14 protein-coding genes are annotated in these 17,315 nt (G+C 39.2%); 5 read left to right on the top strand and 9 right to left on the bottom strand.

Annotated features, from left to right (window positions below; translation table 11 throughout):
* Nucleotides 1-7 precede the first annotated feature (7 nt).
* From G9H65_RS02945 to G9H65_RS02925, 5 genes are all read right to left on the bottom strand, one after another.
* The gene (locus G9H65_RS02945) at nucleotides 8-280 is read right to left on the bottom strand and encodes a hypothetical protein (RefSeq protein ID WP_166373833.1); all 273 of its coding nucleotides are present in this window, start codon (nucleotides 278-280) and stop codon (nucleotides 8-10) included.
* 53 nt (nucleotides 281-333) lie between these two features.
* Nucleotides 334-942, bottom strand: coding sequence for a sigma-70 family RNA polymerase sigma factor (locus tag G9H65_RS02940; protein ID WP_166373832.1), 609 nt, complete (start codon nucleotides 940-942; stop codon nucleotides 334-336).
* A gap of 99 nt (nucleotides 943-1,041) precedes the next feature.
* Complete coding sequence (locus G9H65_RS02935; protein ID WP_166373831.1) at nucleotides 1,042-1,551, bottom strand: hypothetical protein; 510 nt, start codon at nucleotides 1,549-1,551, stop codon at nucleotides 1,042-1,044.
* 1 nt (nucleotide 1,552) lies between these two features.
* On the bottom strand, nucleotides 1,553-2,392 hold the full coding sequence (gene mreC / locus G9H65_RS02930; RefSeq protein WP_166373830.1) for a rod shape-determining protein MreC: 840 nt from the start codon (nucleotides 2,390-2,392) through the stop codon (nucleotides 1,553-1,555).
* Nucleotides 2,393-2,408: 16 nt separating this feature from the next.
* Complete coding sequence (locus tag G9H65_RS02925; RefSeq protein WP_166373829.1) at nucleotides 2,409-3,434, bottom strand: rod shape-determining protein; 1,026 nt, start codon at nucleotides 3,432-3,434, stop codon at nucleotides 2,409-2,411.
* Nucleotides 3,435-3,749: 315 nt separating this feature from the next.
* Here G9H65_RS02925 and G9H65_RS02920 point away from each other — a divergent pair, with 315 nt between their 5' ends.
* The gene (locus G9H65_RS02920) at nucleotides 3,750-4,676 is read left to right on the top strand and encodes an AraC family transcriptional regulator (protein ID WP_166373828.1); all 927 of its coding nucleotides are present in this window, start codon (nucleotides 3,750-3,752) and stop codon (nucleotides 4,674-4,676) included.
* A gap of 81 nt (nucleotides 4,677-4,757) precedes the next feature.
* Here G9H65_RS02920 and G9H65_RS02915 read toward each other — a convergent pair whose 3' ends face one another.
* Nucleotides 4,758-6,722: a pseudouridine synthase gene (locus G9H65_RS02915; RefSeq protein ID WP_166373827.1), complete on the bottom strand. Its 1,965-nt coding sequence runs from the start codon at nucleotides 6,720-6,722 to the stop codon at nucleotides 4,758-4,760.
* A gap of 137 nt (nucleotides 6,723-6,859) precedes the next feature.
* Here G9H65_RS02915 and G9H65_RS02910 point away from each other — a divergent pair, with 137 nt between their 5' ends.
* Both G9H65_RS02910 and G9H65_RS02905 read left to right on the top strand, forming a co-directional pair.
* The gene (locus G9H65_RS02910; RefSeq protein ID WP_166373826.1) at nucleotides 6,860-8,884 is read left to right on the top strand and encodes an OmpA family protein; all 2,025 of its coding nucleotides are present in this window, start codon (nucleotides 6,860-6,862) and stop codon (nucleotides 8,882-8,884) included.
* A gap of 1 nt (nucleotide 8,885) precedes the next feature.
* Nucleotides 8,886-10,226: a dihydroorotase gene (locus tag G9H65_RS02905; RefSeq protein ID WP_166373825.1), complete on the top strand. Its 1,341-nt coding sequence runs from the start codon at nucleotides 8,886-8,888 to the stop codon at nucleotides 10,224-10,226.
* Here the strand turns inward: G9H65_RS02905 and G9H65_RS02900 are convergent.
* Nucleotides 10,223-10,846 carry a porin family protein gene (locus G9H65_RS02900; RefSeq protein WP_166373824.1) on the bottom strand — a complete coding sequence of 208 codons (624 nt, stop codon included), beginning with the start codon at nucleotides 10,844-10,846 and terminating at the stop codon, nucleotides 10,223-10,225. The genes G9H65_RS02905 and G9H65_RS02900 overlap by 4 nt on opposite strands.
* Nucleotides 10,847-10,977: 131 nt before the next feature.
* On the opposite strand from G9H65_RS02900, the gene G9H65_RS02895 reads away from it, so the two are divergent.
* Both G9H65_RS02895 and G9H65_RS02890 read left to right on the top strand, forming a co-directional pair.
* On the top strand, nucleotides 10,978-11,565 hold the full coding sequence (locus G9H65_RS02895; protein WP_166373823.1) for a ribonuclease HII: 588 nt from the start codon (nucleotides 10,978-10,980) through the stop codon (nucleotides 11,563-11,565).
* A gap of 36 nt (nucleotides 11,566-11,601) precedes the next feature.
* Nucleotides 11,602-15,582: a S8 family serine peptidase gene (locus G9H65_RS02890; protein WP_166373822.1), complete on the top strand. Its 3,981-nt coding sequence runs from the start codon at nucleotides 11,602-11,604 to the stop codon at nucleotides 15,580-15,582.
* Here G9H65_RS02890 and G9H65_RS02885 read toward each other — a convergent pair.
* Nucleotides 15,579-16,571: a YhdH/YhfP family quinone oxidoreductase gene (locus tag G9H65_RS02885; RefSeq protein ID WP_166373821.1), complete on the bottom strand. Its 993-nt coding sequence runs from the start codon at nucleotides 16,569-16,571 to the stop codon at nucleotides 15,579-15,581. The two genes, G9H65_RS02890 and G9H65_RS02885, sit on opposite strands and share 4 nt — an antisense overlap.
* Nucleotides 16,558-17,313: a class I SAM-dependent methyltransferase gene (locus tag G9H65_RS02880; protein WP_166373820.1), complete on the bottom strand. Its 756-nt coding sequence runs from the start codon at nucleotides 17,311-17,313 to the stop codon at nucleotides 16,558-16,560. The genes G9H65_RS02885 and G9H65_RS02880 overlap by 14 nt, the downstream gene beginning before the upstream one ends.
* Nucleotides 17,314-17,315: the final 2 nt, after the last annotated feature.

Here is a 17,315-nt window from a genome sequence, read left to right as displayed (position 1 = left end):
GTTTAAGCTAACAAAATAAGGGAATTAAGATGGAAATAAGGATAATTAATAGAAAAAGTTTCTCTTTGATCCGGGCAAACAGTTCTTCTGGACATTTAGCCGTACATTTTTCCTTGATCGCCTTTTTTAAAGTTGTTTCCAATTCATATCCTTCTTGACAAGGAATACATTGTTCTTTATTGGCCAAAAAGGCAGCCTCCTCTTCTGGACTTGCTTCTTTATCCAAAATTCGTTGGATTAGCTTCATGCAATCTTTCTGATGTTCACAGCTCTTCTTCATGCTCATTAATTAATTCATTCTGTTTGGGCTAACGCAAGCCTTGGTGTAAAAGTTCAATCTAACTCTGACAAAGTGTCAGCTCCATATCCTTTTGATTTAGCATAAGTCGCTAAAGAGTCTTTCAACAAAGCTCTGGCACGGTGTAAACGTGAACGAACTGTTCCTATGGGAATATTTAAAATCTTAGCCATTTCCTCATAGCTAAACTCTTCCAAATCACATAAAATAATAATCATACGGAAGTCTACCGGCAAAGCTTGTATGGCTTTGGTGATTTCATCCCCCAGCATTTCATTCACCGTCTCTGCATGTAAATCTGCTTGATGTGAAGGTTCTGGATCATCATCTCCTGTAAAAGATTGCTCTACCCATTCAAATTCCACTTTGGAAGGACCACGAGATTTTTTACGGTAATCATTGATGAAATTATTCTTTAAAATGCGGAATAACCATGCTTTGGCATAAGTACCAGGTTCAAAGGAATTGATGAAGCGATATGCTTTTAGACAGGTATCTTGCACTAAATCTTGTGCATCGTCCTCATCATTCGTCAATCTCAAAGCAAAATTATACATCGCATCTAAATGCGGCATAAATTCTTTTTCAAAAATCTGTCTCGCATGTGGCGAGGGATCGATTTCATTTTCTACTTGGACGTCCATAGTCAATATATTAAGGCATTATCATTTTCTGATAACGTACATTCCCTTCCTACAATTTTATGCCCAAGAAAAAAGAAAGGAAAAATATGACAAAAAGGCTTATTTATTCAAATTAAAAAGCTCTAAAATACCAAATACCAAGAGTCCTAACAAGCAGCTGGATAAACCTCTTAAGAGACTGATTCCCAACAAGCTCAGGTCACTTGCTTCCAAGAGAAATAGTACACTGTGATGACAAAAAAGCATCAAAAATAGGTAAGAAAAAAACCACAAGGGTCTCATCTCTTGCAAACTAACACTCGAGCGCTCGTCGTAGCCATTGGCTGGGGTTAACAGTCGGAAAATAGGAGAACGTAAAGAGACCATTAAAACAGAAGCAAAGGCATGCATGCCATGGGTATTGTAAAATACATCCACCAACCAACCTAGCACAAAAGCACCCAGCATCAGATAGGCAGGAGGAGTGTCAATGGGGGCCTTAACTAATGGCCAAACATAAATAAAACAAAAGGCAAAATAAGCAATGGTCAAATCCCTTAAAAAAAGAACCTGTATTAATAGGGTAAAAAGAATCGTTAAAATCCAACGTATGGTGCTGCTTGTTCCCATCTTAGTCCAACTTAGGTTTAGATTGCTCCAATTTGGCTTGTTGCCATGCCAATCGATTTTTAATCACATAAACATATTGTAGGGCAGAAAAATGAGTCAATAACATGATTTTAATATCGTGAAAATTACCATCCTTCTTCAAACCTAGTTTGGCAACGATACCAATGGGGACATTGGGTGGAAAAACCGCATTGTAATCAGAAGTGACAACAGTATCACCTTTGACTACTTTTTTGTACTTCGAAACGTCCATCATTTCCGCAACCTCAGGCTGCCAGCCAGCCCACTTGACATAACCTAATTCTCCACTAGATTTCAATTTAGCAGAAACCGTATTATTAATGTGCAGAATGGAAATAACCATCGATAAATTTTCGGTACATGAAAGAATCTTCCCTACCACACCTGTGGAGGAAATAACAGCCATACCAGGGTGAAGTCCATCCTTGGTTCCTTTATCAATCGTTAAATAATTTTGAGATTGCTGTGTTGTCAGATCAATGACCTTACAAGCTACTGGCTGATATCGATTCAGTACAGCTTCACTAATATAATAGGGCAATGTTAAATCGGGAGCTTGCATAGCTTTTAATTGAAAGACTTCTTGCCGCAATTGCGCATTTTCAAAGGCCAATTCACGATTAATCTCCCTAAGTTGATAATAATTTTGAACTTCTTGTTTTTGCGCTAACAAGGATGCCACCCACTGGTTCGTCGTGTTAAAATAAAGCGTTCTTTGGTAATCGTTGTATTTAAATACTGACCATAAACTGATCAATTCCAATACGAAAAACAAAAGGAAGTTCCTTTGTCGTAAGAGGAATTGAAACAATTGATTCATACCAAAAATTTTTGGACTAGGTGATTAAAACAGGTCTGTATTTCTCTAGATTTTTCAAGATTTCTCCTGTTCCTCGTACCACAGCCTTCAATGGATCATCAGCAACATGGACTTTCAATTGCGTCTTCTTTTCAATACGCTTATCTAGACCATGCAACATTGCACCACCACCCGCTAGGTGAATACCGTTGTGGAAAATATCACCTGATAACTCTGCTGGAGCCCTTTGTAAAGTCTCCATGATGGCCACTTCTATTTTGGTAATAGAAGAATCCAGCGCATAAGCTATTTCAGAATAGTTGATTAAAATTTCTTTCGGAATTCCCGTCATTTGATCGCGACCACGAATTTCAAAATCAGCAGGAGGGTTTTCTAGTTCGGGTAAAGCAGCCCCAACTTGAATTTTAATTTGTTCTGCTGAACGTTCACCGATAATTAACTTATGTTCTCGTAACAAATAATCTTTGATATCACGAGTAAATTCATCACCTGCTACACGGATGGAATTCTCCACCACAATACCACTTAAAGAAATAATAGCTACTTCGGTGGTACCTCCTCCAATATCTACTACTAAAGAACCGTTTGGTTGTTCGATATCTATTCCAATTCCAATCGCCGCTGCAATCGGCTCATGAACCATGTATACTTCACGTGCACCGGCATGCTCTGCCGAATCTTTTACCGCTCTTTTTTCTACCTCCGTTATTCCGGAAGGAATGCAAATAACCATACGTAAAGCAGGCGAGAAAAATGAATTTCCTTTATCCATCATTTTGATCAAGCCCCGCATCATTAATTCGGCTGCAGTAAAGTCTGCAATAACCCCATCTTTCAATGGACGAATGGTTTTGATGTTATCGTTGGTCTTTTCATGCATCATCATGGCTTGTCTACCAACAGCTAACACTTTGTTGGTTGTTCGATCCAACGCAATGATGGATGGCTCATCTACCACCACTTGATTTTTGTGAATAATCAGGGTATTGGCCGTTCCTAAATCGATGGCAATATCCTTGGTTAGAAAATTAAAAATTCCCATAATTGATTGCTGAAAAATATTCCAGTCACGTGGCTGAACTAAAGCTAAAAAACAAATTTACCAATAAAAAACGAGCTAATTATTTAAATTAAACCAAAAAATGGAATATCCTCGAAATAATTATAAAAGTCAATATAAACTACGCATTAAATACATTCCTTCCCAAAAGCTACCAATTATAGGTTTATTACAATAATTTATTTGCCAATTTAAGGAAAAAATTGGATTAAATAATTTGGAATTATTATCTGTTTTATTAGTTTTGTCCAAGTTTAATCCTACAAATGTTCTGAATGTTTGTAAACGAGCAAAAAAATGGAAGATTATAACAAAATTATCGAATCCCTTGGTGTTAAATTCATTAAGGCTAGAAACATTAGAATATTACAACCAATCCGCATCAAAAATTATTATGATGTAGAAAACTCGCTCTTGATTTTGTACAAAGGGGAGGTTTCATTTGGGGAAGAAGACACTCCAGTAGAAGAGGGAGACATGCTCTTTATCCCAGGTGGGAAAATGGTGAGCGTGACTTACGGTAATTCAGAAAAACCGAAAGCGGTTAATAATGAAGAATTCATGACGCACCGCGAATTGTATTTTGATCAGAACATGGATCCTAATACCATCGGTAAATCAGACAATTCTTTTGGTATGGTGGCTTTCGAAGCTAAGGTATTTGACTCGGTCAACTTCTTTACTTCCTTAGATATTCCTCCATTTTTAATAAAGAAAGATGATAACTTGGCTCAATCCATCAAGGAAATCTTGTTGGAAGATATGTCAGAAGAGATTGGCAAAGGGCGCATCATCAAAATTAAGACGGAAGAAATCGTTATTGAAGTCATTCGTTACATCATCCGTAACCGTTTATTTGTCGAGCAATTAGCTACCAACAGTACCTATTTCAAGGACCCACGCTTAATAGACATTTTTGCTTATATCAAGGATAATTTGGGTGGCGATCTTTCGAATAAAGTATTAGCCAATGTGGCAAACGTTTCTGAGGACTATGTCGGTCAGTATTTCAAAATGCTGACAGGAATCAATCCTCAGGATTATATTGAATACCAACGCATGGAAGCTGCTGTAGGCTTGTTGAGAACTACGAAGAAGTCGATTCGTGCCATTGGTTCCGAAGTGGGCTACAAAGACACGGCTTATTTCTGCCGTCGTTTCAAAATGATGTTCGGAATACCAGCAGGAAAAATGAGAAGAAGAGAATCATTGATGAATATATAATGCATCACTAGTTTGGTTGAAATAATCACCAAGTAGTTTAGTAAAACAAAAGGCCCATTTTCGTGGGCCTTTTGTTTGTACCTACATTAAGTATTTCAACTTAACCAATTCCCTTTCGGACAAATATCTCCAATTTCCTCTAGGCAAATCTTTCTTATTCAATCCAGCGAATGTAGTTCGATCCAATTTGGTTACTTCATAACCTACGTGTTCGAAAATACGACGAACGATGCGGTTTTTACCTGAGTGGATTTTTACTCCTACAACGTATCCATCTGGTGTAACCTTAGCGATATCATCTACCTTGATTTCTCCATCCTCTAAAGTCAAACCTGCTTTGATCTTCTCCAAATCTTCATCTGTCAAAGGTTTATCCAATTCTGCTTGATAGATTTTCTCAATTTCATTGGATGGATGCGTTAATTTATCAGCTAACTCGCCATCATTGGTCAATAAAATCAAACCTGTTGTATTACGATCCAAACGACCTACTGGGTAAATGCGGGCATCACCTGCATTTTTCACCAATTCCATCACCGTTTTGCGATCATTGGGATCTTCCGTAGTTGTAAGGAAATCTTTGGGTTTATTTAAAAGCACATAAACGGGTTTTTCTCTGTTCAGTTTACGGTTACCATATTTGACAATATCCGTAGGCTGAACTTGATAGCCCATTTCTGTAATTACTTTATTGTTTACTTTGATCTCTCCTGCTTCAATCAACTTATCTGCATCACGACGAGAACAAATACCGGCGTTGGCAATGTAACGATTCAAACGAATGGAATCATTCTTGCGCTCTTCCTGAATGAATTTCTTTTGTATACGAGCTGGAGCTTTTTCTCTAAAACGATCTAACTTATATTGAGGTGTAAAAGCAGGTTTCTCTTCATAGCGATTTCTACTTTTAAACGTATCGCGCTTGGAGAACTTAGCATTTCTACCTTCAGAAAAGTCTCTGCTTTCTGGAGCATCTTCTCTTCTTGTGTCAGGACGAGTACGATCACTACTATAAGCTCTTGGCTTTACTTCATCATTTCCTTGTTCGCTACTTGGCTCAGAACGAAAATCTTCTTTGGGCACAAATGGCTTATCCTCCGAAAATTCACGGTTTGCATCATAGGGTCTTCTCTCTCTATCACCAAATGGGCGACGAGTATCTCCTGAATCTCTACGTGGGCCAGAGAATGAACGGCGTTCGCCACCTTCACGATTTCCTTCGTATGGTTTGCGGTCTGTATCACTTCTTGGTCCTGAATAAGGTCTTCTTTCTCCGTCACCAGATGGACGACGAGTCTCTCCTGAGTCTCTTCTTGGGCCAGAGAATGAACGACGTTCGCCACCTTCACGATTTCCTTCGTAGGGTTTGCGGTCTGAATCACTTCTTGGTCCTGAATAAGGTCTTCTTTCTCCGTCACCAGATGGGCGACGAGTATCTCCTGAGTCTCTTCTTGGGCCAGAGAATGAACGGCGTTCGCCACCTTCACGATTTCCTTCGTAGGGTTTGCGGTCTGAATCACTTCTTGGTCCTGAATAAGGTCTTCTTTCTCCGTCACCAGATGGGCGACGAGTATCTCCTGAGTCTCTTCTTGGGCCAGAGAATGAACGGCGTTCGCCACCTTCACGATTTCCTTCGTAGGGTTTGCGGTCTGAATCACTTCTTGGTCCTGAATAAGGTCTTCTTTCTCCGTCACCAAATGGGCGACGAGTATCTCCTGAGTCTCTTCTTGGGCCAGAGAATGAACGACGTTCGCCACCTTCACGATTTCCTTCGTAGGGTTTGCGGTCTGAATCACTTCTTGGTCCTGAATAAGGTCTTCTTTCTCCGTCACCAGATGGGCGACGAGAATCTCCTGAATCTCTTCTTGGGCCAGAAAAACTTCTTGGGCTATCTGAACGTGGTCCTGAATAGGGACGTCCTTCTGAATTGGAACGAGAACCTGCATAAGGTGCTCTTTCTCCGCCTCTACTTGAACGGCGGTCGTCCGAAGACTTGGGGGTTGAATCTGAACGACGGCCGTCGTTCTTATCAATTCTTTTTCTCATAATACTAAATTTGCAACATCACTGCTGTAAGAAGCAAGACGCTTTTGTCTTGTAATTATTTCGATTTTCGAAATTTATACAAAGGTACGTGAAATAAATGAGCTTAGCTTGTTACATTTGAATTTCTTTTACACTCCATGAAATACGCCAAACAGAAGTCAACATTACGCTTGATCATCAATTCCTTCTTAGGAATCAGTTTTGCGCTATGCCTTTTAGCATGCCAAGGAGATGAATTTAAGCTTAAAAAAGCACTTAATTCTTTCGATAAAGGGGAATATGAATTGGTCATTCAACAATTAAAGCCTTTAGCTGAGAAAGGATATCAATTAGACCAAACCAGTTATTTTATTGCGGAATCTTATCGCTTATCCAATCGGATTTCCTCCGCTTTACCCTATTATCAAACGGCTTTATCCAAAGGAAATACGGATAATACGATTCGATTCAATATGGCTTTTGCGGCAAAAGCGACAGGGAATTATACGCTTGCACAATCTGCGTTAAAGGATTTCCTTCAAAACAAACCGAGTAAATCCTTAAAACTTAAGGCAGAAATTGAATTAGAAAATCTTCCTCAAGTAAGTGAATTACAGAAAAAAACGAGTCCTGTTGGAGTTCAGGCTGTTCAAGGGAATACGCCCATGGCTGAATTCTCTGCCAGAAAACTGGGGGATGAATTAATTATCACAAGCTCAAGAAAACAAAGTATCTATAAGAACAATGGACTACCCTATCTGGGACTATATAAAGCATCATTGAAGAGTCCTGTAGAATTAGGGGCTTTGAACTTATTTAGCCCGATGATTGATAAGGAAAATGCCAATGAGGGTACGCCAGCCTTTTCCAAAGATGGTAATACGGTGGTCTTTGCTCGAGGAAATACAGGTAAAAACAAAGATTTATCCCCAGATGTAGACCTCTACATTAGTCGTAGAAATGGCAATGATTGGTCAGTACCAGAAAGACTAGCCATTTCCGATTCTATTGCTTGGGATGGCAGCCCAGCTTTTTCATCAGATGGCAAAACCTTATATTTTAGTTCCAATAGACGTGGTGGCAAAGGGGGACTGGATATTTACCGTTCACCTATGGATAACTCAGGTAGATTTGGTAGACCCATCAATTTAGGCTCTGCGATTAACACCCCAGGTGATGAAATTTTCCCTTTTGTGAGTGAAGATGGTAAATTATATTTTTCATCGGATGGACATCCTAGTTTAGGTGGACTAGATTTATTCGTTGCTTCACGGAATGAAAATGAGATTATCATTGAGCATTTAGGGGTACCGATGAATTCCATTTCTGATGATTTTGGCATTAGCTTGGTGGACTCCTTATCTGGATATTTTAGTTCCAATCGTGCTGGCGGGAAAGGAGATGATGACATTTATTATTTTAAATCCCCTGTTAGCAATCCTGAAAGATGGTGGACCAATGAGGCTCCGCCAGTAGTAGCTGCTACTGAAAATAAAATCGTTCAATACTTTTTGCAAACAGAAATCATAGATCCAAGCGGTAAGCCTATTGATTCCGTCAAAGTCAGTATACGCAGAAATGGACAAAGTATAGATCCAGGGTATAGCAACAAAAAAGGACGTTTGGAAATTATGGATTTGGGAGAAAATGACCAAATCGACTTTGTGTGTGAAAAAGAAGATTACCTTATTAAGCGATCGACATTCTCGATGGAAGGAAGAGAAATTCCAGCAAGGTTATTAAAAAAGGAAATTACTGATACGACATTTGTTTGGCAAATCGTCATGGACAAAGCAGAAGTGGGTAAAGAAATTACCCAATTGTATCAAATCAACCCCATTTACTATAATTTAGATCGGGCAGAAATCAGAAATGATGCTTCAGAAGAATTAGAAAAAATTGTTCAATTCTTACGTGATAATACCAACGTTTCAATTGAATTAGGCTCGCATACGGACTCACGAGGTAGTGTTCCTTATAACCAAAAGCTATCTCAACGAAGGGCTGAATCAGCTGTCCGATACATTGTTCTGCGAGGTATCGACCAAAAGAGGATCAAAGCGAAAGGTTATGGAGAAAGTCAGCTAGTTAATGAATGTGCTGATGGGGTAGAATGTAGTGAAGAAATGCACCAACAAAATAGAAGAACTGAATTTAAAATTACAGAAATTAAAGCGGAGTAATATGTCGAATTACCTATTAAAAAATGCTAAAATAGTCAATGAAGGTCAGATTATAGAAGGGGATATACGCATTTCTAATGGCCGAATTGACAAAATTGCTAGTACGATTAGTCCTCAAGGAAATGAACAAATCATGGATTTAACTGGGAAACATGTTTTTCCAGGAATGATTGATGATCAAGTGCATTTTAGAGAGCCTGGCCTAACCCACAAGGCACATATTGCTAGTGAAGCTAGAGCAGCAGTAGCAGGTGGCGTTACCAGTTTCATGGAAATGCCGAATACAGTCCCCAGTGCCCTTTCTCAAGAGATATTAGCCGATAAATATACCATTGCCCAACGTTCATCCTTGGCCAATTACTCCTTTTTTATGGGGGCGGGAAATGACAATTTGGAAGAAGTCTTGAAAACCAATAAACAGGATGTCTGCGGTATAAAAATTTTTATGGGTTCATCCACAGGCAATATGTTGGTGGATAATAGCCAAACGTTGGAAAATATTTTTTCCAAGAGTGAATTATTGATTGCCACACATTGTGAAGATGAAGCAACTGTAAAAGCGCGTACGAAGTTGTTTCGTGACAAGTACCCTGAAGACGCTCCAGCCTTGATACATCCTTTAATTAGAAACGAGGAAGCATGTTATTTATCTTCAACTATGGCCGTCGATTTAGCCAAAAAATGGAATACTCGCCTGCATATTCTCCATATAAGTACAGAGGAAGAATTGGCTTTATTTGAAACAGGGAAACCTTCCAAAAACAAGCGGATCACTTCCGAAGTTTGTGTACATCATCTTTGGTTTGATGCTTCAGATTATGAAAAGCTCGATAACCAAATTAAATGCAATCCTGCTATTAAAGACTCAAGGCATAAAAATGCACTTAGAAAAGCCCTACAAACGGGCAGTTTGGATATTATAGCTACGGATCATGCTCCACATACGTGGGAGGAAAAACAACAAGGTTATTGGAAGTCGCCTTCAGGTTTACCTTTGGTGCAGCATCCTTTATTGATGCTTTTTGACTTGGAAAAAGAAGGAGTGCTTTCACTGGTACAAATTGCAGAAAAAACAGCTCATACGGTGGCTGAAATTTTCCAAATACAAGATAGAGGATTTATCCGTGAAGGATATTGGGCTGATTTAGCTGTTGTTGATTTCAACACCCCACAAAAAGTAGAAAAATCAAACCTTCATTACCAATGCCAATGGTCCCCGATGGAAGGCCACACCTTTCATTCAAGCATTGCTCATACATTCGTGTCGGGGCATTTAGCTTATACGCAAGGAAAATTCAATGAAAGTCAATTAGGGAAACGTTTACTTTTTGACAGAGATTAAAACATATCGTCGAAAAAGACTCTAAAATAAAAGCCTAAGGACTGGTTATAGGTTTTAACGGATGAAGCCGTGATGTTGATAAAACCCGTTTGATAAGTAAAACCTGCGGCAACAAAACGTTTTGCAACGATTCCTATACCAAATTTTAATCCAGCGTCTATACGGCGAAAATCACTAGAAAAACTCTCACTAGAATTAGTGATTGTAATGAAACTATTGGGTTTATTGGGATTGATAATCTTATTTTCAACTAAGGTATTATCCCAAAGCCCTACTCCTAAATAAGGTCCACCCCATATAGAAATATTGTTCGAAAATTCAGAAACTTTCCCTAGGGTTAATTCAAAATTGGGATTTAAATCTAAGTAATTTAAGGTTATCGTTCTTTCTGAATATGTGGAATCGGAATACGTGATTTTCCCATGATGGCCACGTTGGGCTAAATTAATTTCAGGGTTAAAACTCCAATGTTTATTTATGGGAAATTGAAGCCCAAATCCAACTTCAATTGACGGTTTAAATAAATAAACCTCCCCGTTGGAAACATCTCCATTAAATCGGACAGATTTCATGGACAAATGAAATATTTTTTTTGGCTTGTCTCCTTGTGCCACAAGCATGTGGGTTAAAGTTAAAAACAAGATTGAAAAAAGATAAATTTTAGAGCGCATGAGATAGCTTAGAGAATTATTCATCAATTTTGCAGACATTAAGGCAATTGAAACGAACAAGATTTTAATTTAATACACAAATGTCGACACTTCTTCCCTATTTTTCAAATATAGGTTTAGAAGCCGGTCTCGATGAGGCCGGTAGAGGTTGTTTAGCGGGCCCAGTAGTTGCAGCTGCCGTTATTTTACCCTTAGATTTTCATCACCCTTATTTGAATGATTCCAAGCAACTGAGTGCAAGACAAAGGAATCAATTAAAAAAAGAGATAGAAGAAACAGCAATTGACTTTGCCATAGCAGAAGTAGATGCGCCAACCATTGATAAAATCAATATTTATAAGGCAAGCGTTTTGGCCATGCATCAAGCTGTAGATCAATTAAAACATCGTCCTGACCATCTTTTGGTCGACGGAAATCGGTTCATTAGCTACCCATTAATCCCTCATACTTGTATCGTTAAGGGGGATGCTAAGTTTTTTTCCATAGCAGCAGCATCCATATTAGCCAAAACCTATCGAGATGAATTAATGGAAAAAATGGCTTTAGAATATCCTGAATATGGTTGGGAGCGAAATGCTGGTTATCCTACCATGCAACATAGAAAAGCCATACTTACACATGGCCCTTGTTACTTACATCGGAAAACCTTTCGAGTGCAAATCAAATAATTTATAGTATTTTCGATATTCAAATCCGCTAACAATTTGAGGACGAAACTTTTATTGAAATTTTTTTCGGCGATTATTCTATTTTTTGTAACATCTCATTCAAATCTTGGGCAAGGTGAATTATACCCGATAGAAAGAAGAAAAGCCATTTTGAATTTTGCCAATCAATTTAGTTCTCAAAAGGACAGCTTATATCTCAAGGTTCAAAAACTAGCCGCAGAAAAGGGTATTGCCACTTCTGCAAAAATGGGAAAGAGATCCATCTACCTTCAGAGTATCAATCCCAATGGAAGACCTATTTACAAAGGGGTATATTCCAATAAAGTGGCTTCCATCGCAACAAAAACGAATCAATTTTATACTGGAGGATCATTAGGTCTACAATTAACAGGAAAATCCGACAGTTTATATGGCAAATTAGCCATATGGGATGAGCAAACTGTACGACTAAGCCATCAAGAATTAACGGGCAGAGTTTTAGCTCAAGAAAAGACCATCACGTATGGCGAACATTCGACCCACGTGGGTGGAACGATGATAGCCTCTGGTATTTTTAATCCAGAAGCTAGAGGTATGGCTTTTGAAGCGACGTTAAAGTCATGGGATTTTCAGAATGATGATGCCAAAATCAGTGCTGCATCCCCCAGCCTACTAATCAGTAATCATTCCTATGGTGCTGTAGCTGGATGGAGTTTTGATTCCGATGTCAATAAATACCGCTGGTTTGGTGATGACAAAATGAGTGTATCTGAGGATTATGTCTTTGGGTTTTATGACGATGATGCACAAGCGAAAGATAAAATTGCCTTTAATTCGCCCTATTATTTGATGGTAGGGGCCACAGGAAATAGCGCTGATGAAAATGGCCCTCCTGCGGGTCAATATTACCTGATTGGAAACACCAAAGACTCTTCTAATGTGGTCAGAGCCACAAATACGGGGTTTAATACGGTAGGAAGTCCAGCAACCGCTAAAAATATGCTATCCGTGGGTGCTGCCGAGCCTCTAGCCTCTCCACCTGTTAAACCTAGTGATGTTACCGTCGCCAGCTTTTCTAGTCGGGGTCCAACAGACGACGGGCGTATAAAACCTGAAATTATTGGAATTGGAAAAGATCTATTCTCCACAGGTTTTCTTAGCAATACTGATTATGAACGAATGAGTGGTACCTCCATGGCTACTCCCCAAGTTTCTGGATCTTTGTTTCTATTGCAGCAACTCTACCAACAGTTGAATAAAAAATTCATGTGGGCTTCTACCTTACGAGGTTTAGTCACTCATACGGCATTTGATGTAGGTCAAGCAGGTCCAGATTATACCAGTGGATGGGGATTATTGGATTTGGAAAAAGCTGGAAAAATGCTTCAAAACAAAGATAACTCCTATCTACTCTCAGAGGAAACCCTTATCAATGGAGCTACTAAAAAAATGAATTTGATAGCTTCTGGGAAAGGCCAGCTTCATGTAAGCATTGCTTGGACAGATCCTGCTTATGAAGGGAGTAATGGAAAAGTATTACCTATTATTCCTTCCAGCTTAAACTCCCGAATCCCCATGTTGGTGAATGATTTGGATATTCGTTTGCAGTCAGCAGATGGTCAATTATTGCCTTTTATATTAGATCCTGATAACCCGACCAAAGCAGCCACAGCAGGGGATAATATACGGGATAATATTGAGCAGATATTGGTTAATCAAGTCGTACCTGGTAAGTCCTACAGTTTGACAGTATCCCATAAAGGCATATTAAAAAATTCCAAGCAAGATTATGCATTATTAATTTCTGGAATGGGTGGCAAAGCTTATTGTGACATCACTGTTCAAAACAAAAGTAACGCTTTAGAAAAATTCACGTTGGGAACCTACAGCAATAGCGTTTCTACTAGCCAAGATTTTACACAAAATGCCATCCCCGTTGAAATAGGTTCAAAAATTCCCATAGAATTAACATATAGTACATCTCAATCCAAGCAAACTAAGGTTTTTGTGGATTGGAACCAAGATGGCGACTTTGAAGATACAGGAGAAATGATCTTGGATAGTGGCTTACTTTCAACAACATCCTTTTCAGGAAATGCCACAAATTTCCCGGCCACTGAAACGGGTCAATATTACCGCATGAGAGTGGTTACTGAATTAGGCAACAGCGCTACATTGGCTGCTTCTTGTGGAAACATCAGTAGTGGAGAAAGTGAAGAATATGTCATACTCACAGCCAATGCCTCCAATGACATTAGTGCCTTATCGATTTCTTCTCCAACAGGGAGTTTTTGTGCTTCTAGCACTAGCAGTAGCCTACAAATCATCGTAAAAAACCAAGGTTTAAAAGATCAAGTGAACGTTCCTTATGAATTAAAAATTTTACAAAATGGCATTCAAATTGGTAAATTTACAGGAACCCTAGTCGAAGTCAATTCTGGTAAAGAAGTAGAAGAAACCATTACAGGAAACTTCAATTTACAAGCAGGTCAAACGTATTCTTTTGAATTAAGTACCTTATTGCCTGCTGACCAAAATACCTCAAATAATACGTATACCTTAAACAAAACTGTTGAAAACCCAAGCGCTCCCATAGTCAGTGGAATTCAATGTGCTGGATTAAGCGAATTGACCTTATCTGCCACTTCTGGCACTCCTTTTTGGTATACAAGTGACAATACCTTGGTTGGTTCAGGATTAAACATCAAGGTGCCAGGAAATAAACAATATGTAGCTTCATATAATGATTTCAGTGGAGGCCTTGGACCAAAAACAAAATCAGAATTTGGAGGAGGAACCTATTACACCACATTTGGACCAACCGTTATCGTAGAAGCTAAGGTGCCCATTGTATTTGAAAGTGCCCGAATTTATGTAGGAACCCCAGGTAAAATTACTTTTGATGTCATTGATAAAGAAACAGGGAATGTGGTGTCTACAGTAACTAAAACGGTTAAAGCAACTAGAACATTACGTAGTGATGGAATTCCAGGACAGCTAGTGGACGATAAAAATGACCCAGGAATGGTCGTCGCTCTTAATCTTCAAATTCCAAGTGCTGGTACTTATTATTTAAGTCAAACCTGCCTCGATGGAGCTTCTATTTATCGCAGTAATCGAAGTAAAACCGATACGATAAATGCTCCTGAGAATATTGGATTCCCGTATACCATACCTAATATCCTTAATATACCTGGAGCTTTATTCAATAATGGTATCATTACTTCGGGATATTACTATTTCTATGACATGACATTTAAATCTTTGGGATGTCCTAGTCCTAGAGCGAACGTGCTGGTAAGTGTCAAAGATACTCCCTCAGCCTCCATCAGTCCATTTGGAGACTTGACCGTTTGTCAAGGAGCGAGTGTCACCATCCAAGGAAAAGCATCCGACAATACCCTCATACAATGGTTTTTAAACGGTAAGGCAATTGATGGAGCTACCAATCTACAATACAAAGCTTTGACCAAAGGAAAATATGAAATGGTGGCAAGTTATAATGGTTCATGCCCAGCCACAGCACCAGGTTTGACCATCAATATAGGAACAATCCCTACTCCAACCGTTTCTTATGCTACTGGTATTTTACAAGCTCCAGCCAATGCCAGCGTCTATCAATGGTATTATGGCATCACAGCCATCGCAGGAGCCAATCAAGCCAGTTATATTCCCATTCAATCAGGGGCTTACCAAGTAAAACTAACGGATGTAAATGGTTGTTTAGCCGTATCTGATTATATCAACGTCGTCATATTAGCCACAAAAAAAGAAAATCCTTACCCGCAATTAACTCTATTTCCTAATCCTACTAAAGAGTTTATTCAAATAGGGATGCCTGATCAATCCATGCGGGATGAATACCATATTGAAATTTGGGATTTACAAGGCAAAATGGTGCTTGAAAAAGTGGTGGTTTCTTCTGCTATTTCTGGCAATAGTCTAAGCCTTGATGTAAGAAGTTTGCCTTCGGGCACCTATGTTATGAGAATGGCTGATTTCCCTAGTCAAGCGCCCGTAAAATTCATTAAATACTAAGGTTTGATTTGAACGACCGTTCGACCAACGTGATTACCTGCTCGAATCTTGGCCAAATAAGCTGGGGCTTCTACTAATGTGATGGTACGAGAAATCGCATCCAAGGGAATATTCCATGCATTGGCTAATTTATCCCAAATTTCTTGTTTCTTCTCTAACGGAGAATCCGCCGAATAGATGCCCAGCAAATTGGCTCCCCGCAAAATAAATGGATAAATCTGCATGGGTAGCTCAACACTGGAAGCCATTCCACAGGCAGCTACTGCAGCCCCCAAATGTAAACTCTTGATAATCTTAGCCAACACATCTCCGCCAACCACATCAATGGCCCCTGCAAATTGCATGGGATATAGTGCTCGAGGTTTTTCGGATAAAAATTCTTCTCTATCCATGATTCGATCAACCCCCATTTGCTTCAAAAATTCATATTGGTCCATTTTTCCCGTTATTGCCACTACTTGAAATCCAAGATGTTTAAGTAACAATACAGAAATTAGCCCAACTCCGCCAGTAGCACCAGTAACCACTATTTCACCCTGGTTAGGCCGAACTCCATGATGCCAGAGAGCAGACAGAGCCATCCCGGCCGTTAAACCAGCCGTACCCCATTGCATGGCTTTGAGGGCCGACATTCCATGAGGTAAAGGGGTTATCCAATTGGCGGGTACTGCTATAAATTCCGCTAAGCCCCCATGAGTATTCATACCTAAATCAAAACCCGTAACGATGACTTTTTGTCCAATGGCAAATGACTGACTTGGATCAAGAACGATCTTCCCTACCGCGTCAATCCCGGGAATATGAGGAAAATCTCTCGTGATGCCTTTATGGCCATTGGAAGATAAGGCATCTTTGTAATTGAGGGACGAATAGCTGACTTGAACAAGTACTCTATCGGTAGCTAAAGTAGAAAAAGGAACAGACTGAAGCTTCGTTTCAAAATGCCCATCGGGCTTTTCAGTAGTCCATAATGCGTTAAAAAAATCCATGAAACCTATTTTTAACCCAGACAAAAATCATGCGGGTCGAGTTCTTTTCATCAAAAGAACCTAATTTATAATCTCCAAGCAAATCCACCAAATGAAAGCCGGATTGGGCAGCATAGGCAATAAAATCATTTTTTGAGATTAACTCCACTCGCTCTTCAAAATGAAAGACTTCTCCTTGATCTTCAAAATCGATGGATTTATATAAGTATCCTTCGGATTCCCAACGTCTAATCTGAAAATGTATGCCTTTTCTAACCAAGCTTTCTTCTTCAATCAAATGAGCCATCACATAGCTTGGATTGAAAAAATCCAAGACAAATACTCCTCCAGTTTTCAAGACATCACCAAGCACCTTGAATGCTTGTTGATTCTCTTCCCGAGAATCAAAATATCCAAAGCTGGTAAAGAAGTTAAATATGGCATCATACTGCCATTCCTCGGGTAAAGCATTTCTGACATCATGAACAAAAAATGAAAGTCTGTCAGTAGAAAATGCTTGTGCTAGTTCAATATTAGAAGGAGATAAATCAAATGCTTTAACATCCAATCCTAAATCATGAAGGGTAATGGCATGTCGGCCTTTTCCACAAGCGACATCTAAGACTTGCGCTCCTGCAGGAAGTTTTAGCTTTGTTTGTAAGGAACTAATAAATGCCGCTGCCTCCACCTCATCACGTTGTGCGTACAGAATATGATAATATGGGGAATCAAACCAGGTACTAAACCACTCCTTCACTTGCATCC

Source organism: Aquirufa ecclesiirivi, from assembly GCF_011250515.1.
GTDB lineage: Bacteria > Bacteroidota > Bacteroidia > Cytophagales > Spirosomataceae > Aquirufa > Aquirufa ecclesiirivi.
Note: the sequence above shows the minus strand (reverse complement) of the source record. Positions and strands in the feature narration are given on the sequence as shown.

Bases quoted from the DNA above. Each gene is read 5' to 3' on its own strand.
- G9H65_RS02920 (WP_166373828.1), top strand. From the start codon at position 3,750: ATGGAAGATTATAACAAAATTATCGAATCCCTTGGTGTTAAATTCATT.
- G9H65_RS02880 (WP_166373820.1), bottom strand. From the start codon at position 17,313: ATGCAAGTGAAGGAGTGGTTTAGTACCTGGTTTGATTCCCCATATTAT.
- G9H65_RS02905 (WP_166373825.1), top strand. From the start codon at position 8,886: ATGTCGAATTACCTATTAAAAAATGCTAAAATAGTCAATGAAGGTCAG.
- G9H65_RS02910 (WP_166373826.1), top strand. From the start codon at position 6,860: ATGAAATACGCCAAACAGAAGTCAACATTACGCTTGATCATCAATTCC.
- G9H65_RS02925 (WP_166373829.1), bottom strand. From the start codon at position 3,434: ATGGGAATTTTTAATTTTCTAACCAAGGATATTGCCATCGATTTAGGA.
- G9H65_RS02915 (WP_166373827.1), bottom strand. From the start codon at position 6,722: ATGAGAAAAAGAATTGATAAGAACGACGGCCGTCGTTCAGATTCAACC.
- G9H65_RS02900 (WP_166373824.1), bottom strand. From the start codon at position 10,846: ATGCTTGTGGCACAAGGAGACAAGCCAAAAAAAATATTTCATTTGTCC.
- G9H65_RS02940 (WP_166373832.1), bottom strand. From the start codon at position 942: ATGGACGTCCAAGTAGAAAATGAAATCGATCCCTCGCCACATGCGAGA.
- G9H65_RS02945 (WP_166373833.1), bottom strand. From the start codon at position 280: ATGAAGAAGAGCTGTGAACATCAGAAAGATTGCATGAAGCTAATCCAA.
- G9H65_RS02935 (WP_166373831.1), bottom strand. From the start codon at position 1,551: ATGGGAACAAGCAGCACCATACGTTGGATTTTAACGATTCTTTTTACC.
- G9H65_RS02885 (WP_166373821.1), bottom strand. From the start codon at position 16,571: ATGGATTTTTTTAACGCATTATGGACTACTGAAAAGCCCGATGGGCAT.
- mreC (WP_166373830.1), bottom strand. From the start codon at position 2,392: ATGAATCAATTGTTTCAATTCCTCTTACGACAAAGGAACTTCCTTTTG.
- G9H65_RS02895 (WP_166373823.1), top strand. From the start codon at position 10,978: ATGTCGACACTTCTTCCCTATTTTTCAAATATAGGTTTAGAAGCCGGT.